The organism is Flavobacterium cupriresistens, assembly GCF_020911925.1.
Taxonomy (GTDB): domain Bacteria; phylum Bacteroidota; class Bacteroidia; order Flavobacteriales; family Flavobacteriaceae; genus Flavobacterium; species Flavobacterium cupriresistens.
Genome location: NZ_CP087134.1, coordinates 437,167 through 452,022 on the forward strand (window position 1 = coordinate 437,167; position 14,856 = coordinate 452,022).

16 protein-coding genes are annotated in these 14,856 nt (G+C 35.2%); 8 read left to right on the plus strand and 8 right to left on the minus strand.

The features are described 5' to 3' along the window. Window positions 1–76: 76 nt before the first annotated feature. Together LNP23_RS02105 and LNP23_RS02110 are read right to left on the minus strand one after the other, a co-directional pair. Window positions 77–394 carry a hypothetical protein gene (locus LNP23_RS02105; RefSeq protein WP_230003422.1) on the minus strand — a complete coding sequence of 106 codons (318 nt, stop codon included), beginning with the start codon at window positions 392–394 and terminating at the stop codon, window positions 77–79. Beyond that, window positions 369–596, minus strand: coding sequence for a hypothetical protein (locus LNP23_RS02110; RefSeq protein WP_230003424.1), 228 nt, complete (start codon window positions 594–596; stop codon window positions 369–371). Before LNP23_RS02110 ends, LNP23_RS02105 begins: the two co-directional genes overlap by 26 nt. Window positions 597–707: 111 nt before the next feature. Between LNP23_RS02110 and LNP23_RS02115 the strand changes: the two genes are divergently transcribed. Further along, window positions 708–1,103 (plus strand): helix-turn-helix domain-containing protein, encoded by a 396-nt coding sequence (locus LNP23_RS02115; RefSeq protein ID WP_230003426.1) that lies wholly within the window; start codon window positions 708–710, stop codon window positions 1,101–1,103. Between the two features lie 754 nt (window positions 1,104–1,857). On the opposite strand, the gene obgE is transcribed toward LNP23_RS02115, so the two are convergent. The 4 genes from obgE to hpt form a co-directional block, all read right to left on the minus strand. After that, window positions 1,858–2,859 (minus strand): GTPase ObgE, encoded by a 1,002-nt coding sequence (gene obgE / locus LNP23_RS02120; protein WP_047774347.1) that lies wholly within the window; start codon window positions 2,857–2,859, stop codon window positions 1,858–1,860. A 178-nt stretch (window positions 2,860–3,037) separates the two neighbouring features. Beyond that, a complete protein-coding gene (locus LNP23_RS02125) occupies window positions 3,038–4,312 on the minus strand; it encodes a hemolysin family protein (RefSeq protein WP_082210587.1) in 1,275 nt (424 codons plus the stop codon). 209 nt (window positions 4,313–4,521) lie between these two features. Further along, a complete protein-coding gene (locus LNP23_RS02130; RefSeq protein WP_230003428.1) occupies window positions 4,522–5,094 on the minus strand; it encodes an adenylate kinase in 573 nt (190 codons plus the stop codon). 81 nt (window positions 5,095–5,175) lie between these two features. Further along, on the minus strand, window positions 5,176–5,706 hold the full coding sequence (hpt, locus tag LNP23_RS02135; protein ID WP_230003430.1) for a hypoxanthine phosphoribosyltransferase: 531 nt from the start codon (window positions 5,704–5,706) through the stop codon (window positions 5,176–5,178). Window positions 5,707–6,114: 408 nt separating this feature from the next. Between hpt and LNP23_RS02140 the strand changes: the two genes are divergently transcribed. The 7 genes from LNP23_RS02140 to LNP23_RS02170 all read left to right on the plus strand — a co-directional run bounded on the left by LNP23_RS02140 (window position 6,115) and on the right by LNP23_RS02170 (window position 12,028). Then, a complete protein-coding gene (locus LNP23_RS02140) occupies window positions 6,115–6,666 on the plus strand; it encodes a hypothetical protein (RefSeq protein WP_230003432.1) in 552 nt (183 codons plus the stop codon). Window positions 6,667–6,720: 54 nt separating this feature from the next. Beyond that, window positions 6,721–7,866, plus strand: coding sequence for a 5-(carboxyamino)imidazole ribonucleotide synthase (locus LNP23_RS02145; protein ID WP_047774354.1), 1,146 nt, complete (start codon window positions 6,721–6,723; stop codon window positions 7,864–7,866). A gap of 163 nt (window positions 7,867–8,029) precedes the next feature. Then, on the plus strand, window positions 8,030–8,515 hold the full coding sequence (gene purE, locus LNP23_RS02150) for a 5-(carboxyamino)imidazole ribonucleotide mutase (protein WP_230003434.1): 486 nt from the start codon (window positions 8,030–8,032) through the stop codon (window positions 8,513–8,515). A gap of 151 nt (window positions 8,516–8,666) precedes the next feature. After that, a complete protein-coding gene (locus LNP23_RS02155) occupies window positions 8,667–8,894 on the plus strand; it encodes a hypothetical protein (protein ID WP_047774358.1) in 228 nt (75 codons plus the stop codon). Next, window positions 8,894–9,217: a type II toxin-antitoxin system RelE/ParE family toxin gene (locus LNP23_RS02160; RefSeq protein ID WP_230003436.1), complete on the plus strand. Its 324-nt coding sequence runs from the start codon at window positions 8,894–8,896 to the stop codon at window positions 9,215–9,217. Before LNP23_RS02155 ends, LNP23_RS02160 begins: the two co-directional genes overlap by 1 nt. A 56-nt stretch (window positions 9,218–9,273) precedes the next feature. Beyond that, on the plus strand, window positions 9,274–11,301 hold the full coding sequence (locus LNP23_RS02165) for a M3 family metallopeptidase (protein WP_230003437.1): 2,028 nt from the start codon (window positions 9,274–9,276) through the stop codon (window positions 11,299–11,301). 67 nt (window positions 11,302–11,368) lie between these two features. Continuing rightward, the gene (locus LNP23_RS02170; protein WP_230003439.1) at window positions 11,369–12,028 is read left to right on the plus strand and encodes a SanA/YdcF family protein; all 660 of its coding nucleotides are present in this window, start codon (window positions 11,369–11,371) and stop codon (window positions 12,026–12,028) included. A 92-nt stretch (window positions 12,029–12,120) separates the two neighbouring features. Here the strand turns inward: LNP23_RS02170 and LNP23_RS02175 are convergent, their stop codons facing one another. Together LNP23_RS02175 and LNP23_RS02180 are read right to left on the minus strand one after the other, a co-directional pair. Continuing rightward, a complete protein-coding gene (locus LNP23_RS02175) occupies window positions 12,121–13,041 on the minus strand; it encodes a cupin domain-containing protein (RefSeq protein WP_230003441.1) in 921 nt (306 codons plus the stop codon). A 2-nt stretch (window positions 13,042–13,043) separates the two neighbouring features. After that, window positions 13,044–14,819, minus strand: coding sequence for a GMC oxidoreductase (locus tag LNP23_RS02180; RefSeq protein WP_230003443.1), 1,776 nt, complete (start codon window positions 14,817–14,819; stop codon window positions 13,044–13,046). Window positions 14,820–14,856: the final 37 nt, after the last annotated feature.

The following is a 14,856-nucleotide window of genomic DNA, read 5'->3' on the forward strand; positions in this document are numbered from 1 at the left end:
AAGGGTGGCTTTTAGTAGAAGCCACCTTTTTTGTTTTTTATTAGTGTCGAACCCTGTATTATACGCTGAAAAAAAATTACTTGTTTAAAATTTTAGTTTCTCTTTTCCTCTTTTTCAATTCAAATAAATATACTTTTGCAAGCATTTTACTTATGTCGGTTCTTTCAAAATCCTTCATTACCTTTTGGTTATGATAGCTTCCAAAAACTTCTATTATTAAATCCCTAATTGGAAATGGTAACCTATTAAATTCGTAAAGTGTACTCATAGCACCCTGTCTTTCTTTGAATATTACAATACTATTAAGTACTTCTTTGTCAATATCTAAAAATCTAATTAGGTAGCTTTTTTTTATACATATTCTTTTTTTATGTAGAATATAAATGGGAAGCATATTTTTTGACTTTATTAATTAGCACTTCTTTTTCCTTAATTATTTTTTTCATTATTAAGACTGTATTTTCATCATTCCTATTAAATCTAGACACGACTGTCTCTCTTTTTAAACCTAAAACTTTACTTAATGTAATATAATCGCCAATTTCAATTTTTGATTTTATTAATGTCTTAATGTTTTCTATATCTTTTTGTTCCATATATTTGTTAAAAATTGAAATACTAACAGTGCAAATATATTACAATATGCAATATAAATTACATATTTAAATATTATTTTTAATATAATTTACTTTTTAATGGATAAATCATTGATTATAAATGAAATAAAAAAACATCTTGGATTCAAAAAAGATATTGATTTCGCCTCATATTTAGGAATAAATCAGAGTACTTTATCATCTTGGCATAAAAGAGGAAGTATAAATTACGAGCTAATTATTACAAAATGTAAAGATATTGACGCTAACTGGCTTTTAACTGGAAAAGGACAAATGCTAAGGAAAAACAATAAAGAATCTTTAAATGAACAAAAAACGATGTTTAAAGAAGAATTAAATTGTCAGGAAGTAGAACTATTGAAAAAAGATTTAAAAACAGCACAATCCACCTTAAAGGATAAAAACCAAATGTTAGAGGTGCAAAATAAATACATCGGGAAACTCGAGCAGGAAATAGAAAGTTTAAAAAGCAAAAAGAATCAATAAAGAACAAAATAAGCTATATATAGCAACAAATAAACGTTTTTTTTTACCTTAACCTTTGATAAACCCAGTAAAAACGGGGCTTAAATGGTTTTTCTTGTGTTATTAAGTGCCGTGAGTTTGTAACATTTATGCAAAAACACAATATAAACTACAAAAAACAATATATAAACTTGTTTATATTTTTATTGTTTTGTCTATCCAACTGTCCACCCAACTGTCCACCCTGTATAAAAAAACTGTTTTTTATGTGTTTTTAATTAACTAAATAAATCAAATAAAAAAGCCTCTAATTAGGAGGCTTATTTTATGCGTAAATATGCTTTAAGACCTTGTTACAAGTAATTTTAAGGCGTTTTAAGTGATATGACGTAATTCTTTTCATTCACACGTAATTAATCGCTTTTTTACTGGTATATAATAGACACTTATTAGCATTTAATTGGAAATTTTGTTTTGTTTCAAAATACGACCTTTTTTGTTGTGAAGTACTGATTTTATTGGAGTTTTCGACCTTTTTTATATTGTATCTACTTAGAACTATTGTTTAATAGCCTATACAAGAATAAAATTATTTTTTTCATGTCAATTATTTTAAGTCATGCGAATATAGCTCATTTTCGCAATTATCTAATCGTTGAAGTTCTTAAAACTGTGTAGAACGAAGTATTATTGGCGTTTTTTTACGAATTTAACAGTATCAAAAACAAAAAAGGTGTTCTGTTTCCAGAACACCTTTTAAATAGTGTATTACTTTTTAGTCATTCAACATCTTCCAAAGTTTATCTTTAAGATCTGTTAAGCCTTGTTGTGCCACAGAAGAGATAAACATATAAGGAATATCTTTGAAAGCAACGTCTAATTCTGTTTTTAATTCAGCCTTAAGTTCATCATCCAGCATATCGCATTTTGAAATCACTAAAAGACGTTCTTTGTCCAACATCTCAGGATTGTATTTTGTTAATTCGTTTACCAAAATATCGTATTCCGCTTTAATGTCCGGTGTATCAACAGGAACCAAAAACAATAATGTTGAGTTACGTTCGATATGACGCAGGAAATAATGACCTAATCCTTTTCCTTCAGCAGCACCTTCAATAATTCCCGGAATATCAGCAATTACAAAAGATTGATAATCTCTGTAGGCCACAATTCCTAAATTGGGTTTCAAAGTCGTAAACGGATAATCTGCAATTTTTGGTTTTGCAGAAGTCAGTACAGACAATAAAGTCGATTTTCCTGCATTTGGAAATCCTACCAAACCAACATCTGCCAAAACTTTAAGTTCCAGAATAACATCCATTTCTACTCCCGGTAAACCAGGTTGTGCGTATCTTGGAGTCTGATTGGTTGAACTTCTAAAGTGCCAGTTCCCTAAACCACCTTTTCCACCTTTAGAAAGGATTCTTTTTTCTCCGTCTTCGGTAATTTCAAACAGGGTTTCTCCTGTTTCTTTATCTTTTACAACAGTTCCTAAAGGTACTTCGATAAATTTATCATCTCCGTCGGCACCGGTACTACGATCTCCTCCTCCATCACCACCGTGACCTGCTTTTACGTGTCGCGCGAACTTTAGGTGAAACAATGTCCAAAGACTTTTGTTACCCACTAAATATACGTGTCCACCACGTCCTCCGTCACCACCGTCCGGACCTCCTTTTTCAATAAATTTCTCTCTATGTAAATGTGTAGATCCTTTCCCTCCTTTTCCGGAAGAAACATATATCTTAACATAATCTACAAAATTTCCCTCTGTCATTGTTTTTAGTATTCAGTCGCAGTCGCAGTTTTCAGCACAAATGTGACTGAAAACTGAAACTGAAAACTATTTTCTTTTTGTTTATGTATAGTTTAAAGTTTAAAGTTTCAGGTTTCAAGTTGGTATATCACACTTAACTTGAAACTTGAAACAGAATAAAACCTAAAACAAATTCTCTTTACTCTTTTAGCGCTTTTACCAGCACTTTATCAATCTTTACGCCATCCATATCGATGACTTCTAAAACAAATTTTTGCCAGATTAATTTCTCCCCTTCTTTTGGAATATGAGAAAGTTCCGTCATAATCATTCCGCTTACGGTATTTACCTCGTAATCGTTTGTTAATTCGTCCAGCTCAAAATAGGTTAAGAAATCGTGTAACGAATAATGTCCGTCTACCATCCATGAACCGTCTTCTCTTTCTATTAATTGGAATTCGTCTTTATAAAAATCAGACGCATCACCAACTAAGGCTTCTAATATATCATTTAAGGTAATTATACCTTGAAAAACACCATATTCATCTGAAACCATAGCATAATGAATTCCTGTTTTTTTGAAATTCTCTAATGCCTTGTAAGCTGTTGTTTGCTCCATTAAATAAGGAGCTTCAATCATAATTGCCGCTAAATCAAAATGATCGCTTTCAATATTGGCGAATATATTTTTTAATGTAACTATCCCGACAATATCATCGTAGTTGTCACTATATACCGGGTAAACTGTGTGCAAGTCCTGCAAAACCAGCTCTTTTATTTTGGCTTTATCTGCATTTAAGGGCAACATGTCTACCGATTTACGGTGTGTCATTAACGAATTTACCTTTCGGTCACCAATATGAAAAACACGTTCCACGATATCCTGTTCAATTTCCTGAACTTCTCCGCCTTCAGTTCCTTCTTTAATAATGGCTTTAATTTCTTCTTCTGTAACTTTCCCGTCTGCTGTGGGTTTAATTTGCAAAACATTCAACAGAAAATCAGTCGATGATGTCAACAACCAAATAAATGGCGCTGTAATAATCGAGACTATTTTCATTGGCATTGCTACCATTTTCGCAATAGATTCAGGATAATTTAACCCGATTCGTTTTGGCAATAATTCCCCTAAAACTAAAGAGAAAAAAGTCAAAACAACTACTACAATACCAACTGCGACAGAATGCGCATATGGTTTTAAAACTCCAAATCCACTCACAAATATTTCAACATCCATTGTGATTTTATCACCCGAATAAATACCGGTTAAAATTCCGATTAAGGTAATTCCGATTTGAACGGTTGATAAAAATTTATTTGGAGAATTGGCCAGATCCAGTGCTATTTTGGCACTTTTATTCCCTTTTTTTGCTGCAGTCTCCAATCTGTTTTTCCTTGCTGAGATCAATGCAATCTCAGACATGGAGAAAACTCCATTTAATAGAATTAGAAAAAATATTATTAGTATTTCCAATTTGTAATTGATTCGTTATTTAATAGTCGTTAAAATAATAATTTACAGTTCACCTGTGTTACCATCCGGAAGTCAAAAGCTAAAAGCTAAAAAAAACTAATTTTTCCTCCCAAAAAACAGCAACCCGAAGAAGCTCATTTTATGGTATGGAAAAATAGTTTTTTATATCCCAATAACCCTCGGGATGTAACGACAGCCGGAAAAAGCTTCTACAAATTATCTATAACTGACGTTAATCGTTCTGTAATTTCTTCGATAGTTCCAATACCGTTTACCGCATGAAACTTATTCTGTGTTTTATAATATCCAATTAATGGAGCTGTTTTTTCATTGTATTCCTGATATCTCACGCGAATTTTCTCTTCGTCCTGATCATCCACTCTTCCGCTTGTTTTTCCTCTTTCCAACAAACGAGCTACCAAAATTTCATCATCCGCTTCTAACGCAATTGTCGCTGTTACGCTTGAATTAATTGTTGGCAAAAATTTATCTAAAGCTTCCGCCTGATCTAGCGTTCTCGGGTAACCGTCGAATAAAAATCCCGCAGTATCCGGATGTTTTTTCACTTCGTCAATTAACATTGCAGTTGTTACTTCGCAAGGTACCAACTCTCCATTATCCATAAAAACTCTTGCTTTTTTACCTAAATCTGTATCGTTTTTTAAATTAAAACGAAAAATATCTCCGGTTGAAAGATGTGTTAATTTGTATTTTTCTTTTAAAAATTCTGCCTGAGTTCCTTTTCCCGCTCCAGGCTTTCCAAATAAAACAATGTTAATCATAATAAGTGTGAGTGTTGCTTGACTTCTTATTTTCAAAGAAGTTTAAAATGAATATATAGTTGTGTGTTTGTGTTTTAAAATTTATTCGGCTACTTTATATACTTCTGGCAGGTTTCTTCCCAAACCGTCGTAGTCTAAACCATAACCAACAATGAACTTATTCGGAATCCTGATCCCGACATAATCAATCTTAATGTCTTTTTTATAAGCTTCAGGTTTAAAAAACAAAGTGGCGATCTTAAAATGTTTTACATTTTGTGCCTTAAACAGTGCTTTTAATTCCTCAATCGTGTTTCCTGTATCCACGATATCTTCGATAAGCACTACGGTTCTGCCAGTCAAATCCTGATTAATCCCTATTATTTGTTTCACAGAATTTGTTGATTCTGTCCCTTCATAAGAGGCCATTTTGATAAATGAAACTTCACATGGGCTTTTATATTTTTTCAGAAAATCGGCCACAACCATAAATGCGCCATTCAAAACCCCAATAAAAATTGGCGTATCATCTCCAAAATCATCTTCTACTTGGGCAACTATTTTCGTTAAAGCAAAATCAATTTCTTTTGCCGAAATAAACGGAACAAATTGTTTATCGTGAAGTTGTATCATTATTTTCATATTTAAAATAATGCGCAAAGATACAGAATTACAACCAAAGGACAGTATCAAAATACACGGTGAGTTAATTTTTTTCAGATTGTTTAACATCCCCTACCAATTACTAATTTTAAGTTCGAAATATTTCGATTCCGATTAAACGATTACTCTTCAAAACCTTAAGTAAAATCTAAAACCATAACACCTCATAAAAGACCGAAACACCGAACTCAGAAACCTGTAAATTTTCTCCCGATGACGACTTGATTGCGACTAAAAAACGTGCTTCCTGACTTCAATCTAATAGTACAATAATCGATACTGCTTTGCCTTCACCTCATCAGACTGATATTCCTACAAATTTTATGAGATATTCTCACTAAATTACCTATTTTAGTTGCGTATTTAAAACCCAAACAAATGTCCTCTGAACTCCAATCAAAACTTAACTATTTAAAAGCTTACCGGGAAAACCGGCTTAAAATCGCACAGGACGTTTTAGAAAACAAGGATCAATTCAAAGAATTGCTTTCTATCTGCTTTTCTCCTCTTGACAAAAACAACCATAAAGCGTGTTGGATTTTAGAGTTTGTCTCTTACGAAGAATTGATCTGGCTTCAATCCCATCTTGATTTTTTCTGTTCGAATCTTAAAATCTTAAAAGACGAAAGTGCGATCCGTCCCATTGCAAAAATCGTTCAGCTTTTAGTAAAATCGCATTATAAGAAAAACGAAAACAGCATTTTACTTTCAGAAGAAAACCTTCAGGATTGTATCGAAGCCTCTTTTGACTGGCTTATAAACGACACAAAAGTAGCCGCAAAAGCCTACTCCATCAGAACTTTATACGTTTTAGGAAACCATCACGACTGGATTCATCCGGAACTGCAAATCATTCTAAACAAGGATTATGCAGCACATTCGGCGGCCTATAAAGCCGTTGCCAGAGAAGTTTTAACGAAAATAAAATAGCGTTTTCCTATTCAATCATTATAAAGTATCTTTGCGCATCACAAACACACAACAATGAATTATTTTTCTTCTGATTTTAAATTAGGAATTTTAGGTGGTGGACAATTGGGCAAGATGCTGTTATTTGATACCCGAAAATTTGACATACAAACTTATGTATTAGATCCGAGTGACGAAGCACCCAGTAAAATTGCCTGCAACCAATTTTTCAAAGGCGATTTAATGGACTATGAAACGGTGTACAATTTTGGAAAACTGGTTGATGTTTTAACTTTCGAAATTGAATTGGTTAATCTGGAAGCTTTAACACAATTAGAAAATGAAGGCCTAAAAATCTACCCTTCTCCAAAAACTTTAAAAGGAATTCAAAACAAAGGGATTCAAAAAGAATTTTACGCAGCAAACCATATTCCAACGGCTCCTTTTGAGAAATTTGAGAATCTGGAAAGTCTAAAATCAAAAATCAACGATCTGACATTACCATTTGTATGGAAATGTACTGAATTTGGATATGATGGAAATGGCGTAAAAGTGATTCGTAAAAGTACCGATCTGGATTCTTTACCAAATGTAGAATGTATTGCAGAAACGATGATTCCGTTCAAAAATGAACTGGCGGTCATTGTTTGTCGCAATCCGTCCGGTCAAATAAAAACCTATCCGGTTGTGGAGATGGAATTTCATCCCGAAGCCAATCAGGTAGAATATGTAATCTGTCCTGCCCGTATTGATGAAAAAGTAGCAGAAAAAGCCAGAGCGATTGCCTTAAATGTTTCTGAAAAATTCAATCACGTTGGGCTTCTAGCGGTCGAAATGTTTCAAACTAACGAAGATGAAATCCTGGTAAATGAGGTCGCACCACGTCCGCACAATTCCGGTCATTATTCTATTGAAGCCAGTTATACTTCCCAATTCGAAAATCATTTACGTGCCATTTTAGATCTTCCATTGGGAGATACAGAAAGTAAAGTTGCCGGAGTAATGGTAAATTTAGTAGGCGCAGAAGGTTTCTCAGGAGACGTTGTCTACCAAAATATCGAAACCATTTTAGGTTGGAATGGTGTTACACCGCATATTTACGGTAAAAAACAAACACGCCCGTTCCGAAAAATGGGACACGTTACGATTGTAAATCAAGACATGACCGAGGCAAGACGAATTGCAGAGGATGTTAAGAATACTATTAAGGTTATTAGTTAAGAGAGTATACAGTCGCAGTTTTCAGTCACAGTCACAGTAGCAGTCGCAGTCTGAAACTTGAAACAAAAAAACAGTCACACTTTTCAGTCACAGTCTAAAACGTGAAACATGAAACATGAAACTTTTAACTTAAAACAAAACACACAACAAAAAAACAAAACACATGAGCAAAGTAGCTATCATAATGGGAAGTATCTCAGACATGCCAGTCATGCAGGATGCCATCGACATACTAAAACAATTTAATATAGAAGTAGAAGTTGATATTGTTTCGGCACACAGAACGCCGGAAAAATTATTTGATTTCAGTAAAAATGCGCACACTCGCGGTATTTCGGTGATTATTGCCGGAGCAGGTGGTGCAGCACATTTACCGGGAATGGTTGCTTCAATGTCACCGTTACCTGTAATTGGAGTTCCTGTAAAATCAAGTAATTCTATTGACGGATGGGATAGTGTATTGTCTATTCTTCAGATGCCGGGTGGAGTTCCTGTGGCGACAGTTGCCCTAAATGGAGCAAAAAATGCCGGAATTCTGGCCGCACAAATCATCGGAAGTCATGACAAAATAGTTCTTGAGACTATTATCTCATACAAAGAAGAACTTAAAGCTGCCGTTAATAAAGCTGCTGAGGGTTTAAAAAAATAAAAAACTAATTCCCGCAAGATTTCCAAAATCCTGCGGGAATTTTAGATTTCAATTCAAATGGACCTTTACGCTTATCCTCTTTTGACAAACAATCAGATTTAAAACACTTTAAAACTTAAAAGAAAAACTTAACTTTGATAAAAAAGCAGTAATGAATATCCAAGCCTCTAAAATAGAATTAGCTAAAATTGTTCTGGACATAGACAATCCTGATTTGATTCAGGAAATTGTTGATTTCATTCAATCGAAAGAAAGTTTATCAGAAGAGCAAAAAAGCAAAATCAATGAAGCTATTTATTCTTTAGAAAAAGAAGAAGGAATCCAACATGATGCCGTAATGGAAGAAACCAAAATCCGCTATTCAAAATATTTTAAATAATGGATGTAATTTGGGCTCCACAAGCTAAAAAAGATTTTTGGAACAATATCGATTATCTTGAAGCAGAATGGTCTGAAAAAAGTGCTTTACATTTTATTAAAAAAGTAGACACAACAATAGCCCTTTTAAAAAATGACACCGTTTTATTCCTAAAGACCAACTACAAAAACGTCTACAAAATTGTCATTACAAAACACATTTCACTTTATTACCGAATAGAAAACGAAACAATCCAATTTACTACGTTTTTGGAACAACTTTCAAGATTTAGAAAAATTCAAATTATGACTTTAACTTTTCAGGCTCCTAACAATCAAAATTAAACTGCTAAATTAGCCCGAAACGTCATAAAAAATCAGTAGAATAAAAAACAATATCAATGAGTATCTTAACACAATATTTCAACACCAGACATAATACAGCCCCGTTTTCGCAAATCAAAATCGAAGATTATTTTCCTGCTTTTCAGGAAGGAATTACTCAGGCCAAAGCCGAAATTGACGCTATCGTAGACAATCCCGAAACACCCACTTTTGAAAACACGATTCTTACATTGGAATATTCCGGTGATATTTTGGATCGTATTTCTAGTATTTTCTTCAATTTAAATTCGGCTGAAACGAATGACGAAATGCAAAAAATCGCTCAGGAAGTTTCGCCTTTATTATCAGATTTCGGAAACGACATTACGCTAAACGCCGCTTTATTTTCTAAAGTAAAAGCAGTTTATGATCAAAAAGAAAGTTTGAATCTAACTCCGGAACAAACGACACTTTTAGATAAAAAATATAAAAGTTTCTCCAGAAACGGAGCCAACTTAGCCGAAGACAAAAAAGAGCAATTACGCGAAATCGACAAAGAACTTTCTAAATTAAGTTTACAATTTGGCGAAAATGTTTTGGCAGAAACCAATGCCTTCGAATTGCATTTAACAAGCGAAAGTGACTTGGCCGGATTACCGGAAGGAACTATTGAAGCAGCCCGATCACTGGCTAAAAGTCAGGAGAAAGAAGGTTGGATATTTACTTTAGATCACCCAAGTTATATTCCGTTTTTGACTTATGCTGACAATCGCGAATTGCGTAAAAAAATGGCCATTGCCTTTGGCGCAAAAGCATTTCAGGGTAACGAATTTGACAATCAGGAGAATGTTTTAAAAATAGCTAAATTACGTTTCGAAAGAGCCAATTTGTTAGGCTATAAAACACACGCGCATTTTGTTCTAGAAGAAAGAATGGCAGAAAGCCCGGAAAAAGTTTTTACTTTCTTAAACGATTTATTAGCGAAAGCAAAGCCTGCCGCTCAAAAAGAGTTTGCAGAATTAACGGCTTTTGCAAAAGAACTGGACGGAATTGAAGAATTGGAGAAATGGGATGGCTCTTATTACTCTGAGAAATTAAAACAACAACTTTTCAACTTAGATGATGAAAAGCTAAAACCTTATTTCCAGTTAGAAAAAGTATTAAACGGAGCTTTCATCGTTGCCGAAAAACTATACGGATTAACCTTTACAGAAGTCTTTGATATTGACAAATACCATGAAGAAGTTACCACTTATGAAGTAACAGACGCAGAAAATAAATTAGTTTCGATTTTCTATGCGGATTTTTTCCCAAGAAAAGGAAAACGAAACGGTGCCTGGATGACCTCATTCAAATCGCAATATGTAAAAGATGATGTAAATGAAAGACCACACATTTCTAATGTTTGTAATTTCACTAAACCGACAGAAACTAAACCTTCATTACTTACTTTTAATGAAGTAACGACTTTATTCCACGAATTTGGTCACGGGTTACATGGAATGTTGGCCAACACCACCTACCCAAGTCTGTCCGGAACTTCCGTTTTTTGGGACTTTGTAGAATTGCCAAGTCAGATTATGGAGAATTGGTGTTACGAACCGGAAGCCTTGGCTTTGTTTGCGAATCATTATGAAACGGGTGAAATCATCCCGATTGAATATGTTCAAAAAATAAAAGAAAGTGCCAGTTTTCAAGAAGGACTAGCTACTTTACGTCAGTTGAGTTTTGGATTATTAGATATGGCTTGGCACGGACAAGATCCGACCAACATTACGGATCTGAAAGCTTTCGAAACGGAGCAATTTGCCGATACCAAATTGTATCCTGAAGTAAAAGAAAATGCCATGAGTACGGCATTTTCACATATTTTCCAAGGAGGTTATTCTTCGGGATATTACAGCTACAAATGGGCAGAAGTATTAGATGCAGATGCTTTTGAATATTTTCAGGAAAAAGGAATCTTTAATACTGAAGTAGCTTCAAAGTTCAAAGAAAACGTACTTTCAAAAGGAGGAACAGAGCACCCGATGCTTTTATACAAACGTTTTAGAGGTCAGGAACCAAAACCTGAGGCTTTATTGAAACGTGCGGGATTACTTTAAAAAGTTCTCTGTTTTCAGTCGCAGTTTAAGGCTGTGACTGGAATTTTAATATTAAAAAATAACTACCTTGAAAAAGTATTTTAAACTATTCCTTTACCTTTCTCTTATAGGATTGGTTGCAATTATTTCTGTTAATTACTATGTAAAATCAACTACAGAACCACTTATTTACCACTCTTTAGAAAAATTACCAAAAAACGACATTGGAATTGTTTTTGGTGCGGGAATTAATGGTGATCAGCCAAGTAAATATTTAAAGGACAGACTTGATGCCGGAATTCTACTGTACAAAACCAAAAGAATTAGCAAAATTTTACTTTCGGGTGACAATGGACGTGACGAATATGATGAATTAACGGTCATGAAAAATTACTGTTATAGAAACGGTGTTGATACGACTAAGATTTTTGTTGATTATGCCGGTTTCGATACGTATTCAACGATGTATAGAGCGAAGCATATTTTTAAAGTTGAAAAAGCAACTTTAATCTCTCAGGAATACCATTTAAACAGAGCCATTTACATTGGAAACAAACTTGGCGTAAAATCAATTGGTTTCTCTGCAAACAGAGGGGAATATAATGGCTATAAATATGTCCGATTTAGAGAATGTATTTCTATAGTGAAATCCTTTTTTGATGTTCTGAGAAATCGCGAACCTCATTTTTTAGGAAATCCTATCCCTCTTGATGGAGAATCTAATTATTCCAAGGAAGACAAAAGATAACTAAAAAACCGAAGCAATTGCTTCGGTTTTGATTTATACTACTATAAATGGAGCTGCTTGCTATCGCAAATAGCTCCATTTTTTTTATGCTTTTACTGAAGCTTATTAATGATTTCAACTTGCTCCGGAAATTTAATTTTAAGCATTTCAATTTGTTCAGGAGTAGGAAGAAAACTATCACTTTTATCCCAGGCTGGAGCAAGACTACAGCTTGATAAGGCATAACCCAGGCCTACTAATTCGGCACCAAACCAATGGTTATGCGGTGCAGCTCCCATTAGAAGTTGTCCCTGATCGAGATCACTGCCAAAAGTTACCGTAGAATAAACGCCCTCTTCTGAGAAAATATGCAGTTTGATCGCGCTTCCCTGATGGAAAAACCATTGCTCATCTTGATTCAAGGCATGAATTTTAAGCACCTCTCCTTCTTTTAAAAGATAATAATTGGTAGAATAAGCCCTACGATCACCATTAAAACGTTTTGGTAAAGCTGCTTCCGGGAGGATGATATCACTTTCGGGTCCATGGGCTAAATACCCTCCAATTCCTGTGGGAACCATATTTAACTTTCGAATCAATCGATCGGCCTCGATATTGGCGTTAGGAAATCGTTTAGAAAAACACACGGTGATTCCTATAATTTCGTCGCCACCTTTCTTCCGTAAAAGCCCTTTTTGAGTAACAATTTCTAAATCGGCAACGGATCCGTCTGGCTCGGTTATTTCAATGGTCTCGTAGTAATTCAACAATGGAATACCACTTTCCATAACTTCTTTGTCATGGGCCACATGTGCGGCACGACTATCTCTGGTCCCGATAAGGTCTTCTTGCTTTTGCCCTAATAAATCTGCAAAATCTTTATTGACCCACAAAAAGACAGCATCGCGATTCTTGATACAAAAATATACACCATCTGTTTTATCGAGTACATCTCCCACTGTCATGGCAGGAATAGTATCTAATGGTATATTATTTATATCGGTATCGAGTTCGTTTAAGGTTTGATTTTCCATGATTAATTTGAAACAAAAGTTTTAGATTCACTTTTAACCTTAATATGGGACTCCTGATGCAAATTATCTGCCAAATCCTGAGCTAGTGCAACCATAGTCATTGTTGGATTCCACGAACCACTTGCAGGCCAAAGTGCTCCTCCTGTCACATAGACATTCTCAACACCGTTTGGACGGTAATCCAAACCAACAACTCCTTCGTCTCCTTTGCCAATCCAAAGACTTGAACCTTCATGAACCAATCCGCCCACTCTGCGTTGTTTAACCGGTGGGTGCTCACTCATCCAGACTCCTTCATCTGCATTACCGTGCCAATATTCTACAGCAGTGTGCCCTTTTGGTGATAAAGCCTCTTCTAACATCTGAAAAGTCCCATGATCCATGGTATCCCAAGTCTGCAAATCTGTTTCACCGGCTACCGCCTGCAACGTTACATTTGTTGTAGGATCAGATTGTCCGTTAAGACGCAGGTAATTCTCCGGATTTCTGAAATCCATTTCGCCCAGTACTGCACATACAAATACCAAATAATCCTCAGAACTTGTAAGCTGTGCCATAGACGCAGTAGCGACAACATCGGGCATATAACGAGCTGCTTTCTGAGCATTCTTAAGCGGGTTTTTATCTGAAAGAACCGAAAGTTGTACGTGATATTGCATACCACTTTCTTTATTTACACCTGCCATGTAGATCGCCGCTAATTCCAATTCACTTAATTGATTTGCAAAATCATAATCTTTACGCGGAATACGTGCTACTACAGAGGTAATGAAATGTGCCGTAAAACGTTCTCCTGCTTTTTTTACCTGAGGAAAAGAATTTAAGATCAACGTAGCCGGAGGAAGTGTTCCCATTGCCAAAATCACTTTAGCATTACCTACATTTACCATTCCTCTGGAAGTTTCTAAAGCAGTGGCAACCCCGTCTTGCTGATGAATGCGGTTTACAATACAGTTACCCACCATTTGCAGCGGACTTCCCTCTCCTTTTTTACTTAAATCAGATTGTTTTATGGCAAGATCCAACATCACAGATGGGGTAGAAAATTTAGCAAAATCCAAACCTTCCTGTACCCCTGACCCCGCTGCCAAAGGCGCTGCCATACTTCTGGTTGCTGAAGTCACTTTCCCTAAATTAGCAGCCAACATCTCCTGAAGCTCGGTTTGCAATAGTCCATACACAGGGCGTTGCAATGCAACATGTTTTAAAACGACAGGATCTAAATCACTATCGATCTGATCGGCCGGCACTACATTTAATAAAATTTCTGCCGATTTAAAATGCGCTTTTGCAGCATCTATAGTTTCTTGCGGCCAATATTGCATTTCTTCCTGTGTAGGTCTTGGACACCAGGCACTCCACATAATACTTCTTCCTCCAAAAAAAGGAATCATTCCGTGTTGAAACTGAATATTCCCTGCAGGTTGTGTCGCCGTTTTACTCGAAAGTGTCCACGGAAATGTTTCTGACAATCCGCCTAACACATGTTGATAAGGAATAGGTAAATTTTGAAAATGTTCCGGCAGGAAAAAAGGCCCTCTTTCTACAATCAAAATTTTAGACATTGGGTTTTGAGCTAAAGTTCGTTCGGCAAAAGCCAAAGAACAAAAACCACTACCAATTATAATAAAATCAAAATGCTCTTGTTCGCGAGCTATTTTCCAATCTGTTTCTGAAAGAAAAAAAATATGATCGAAAACTTTTTGGGGTGTCGGATCTTGCGGTCCCGGTGTCGGGTAACCATTTGCAAAATTCGGACTTGATGAAAATGTTGTCATAATACTTCTTTTTTAGGTTAATTGTTGGTGTTTGAGA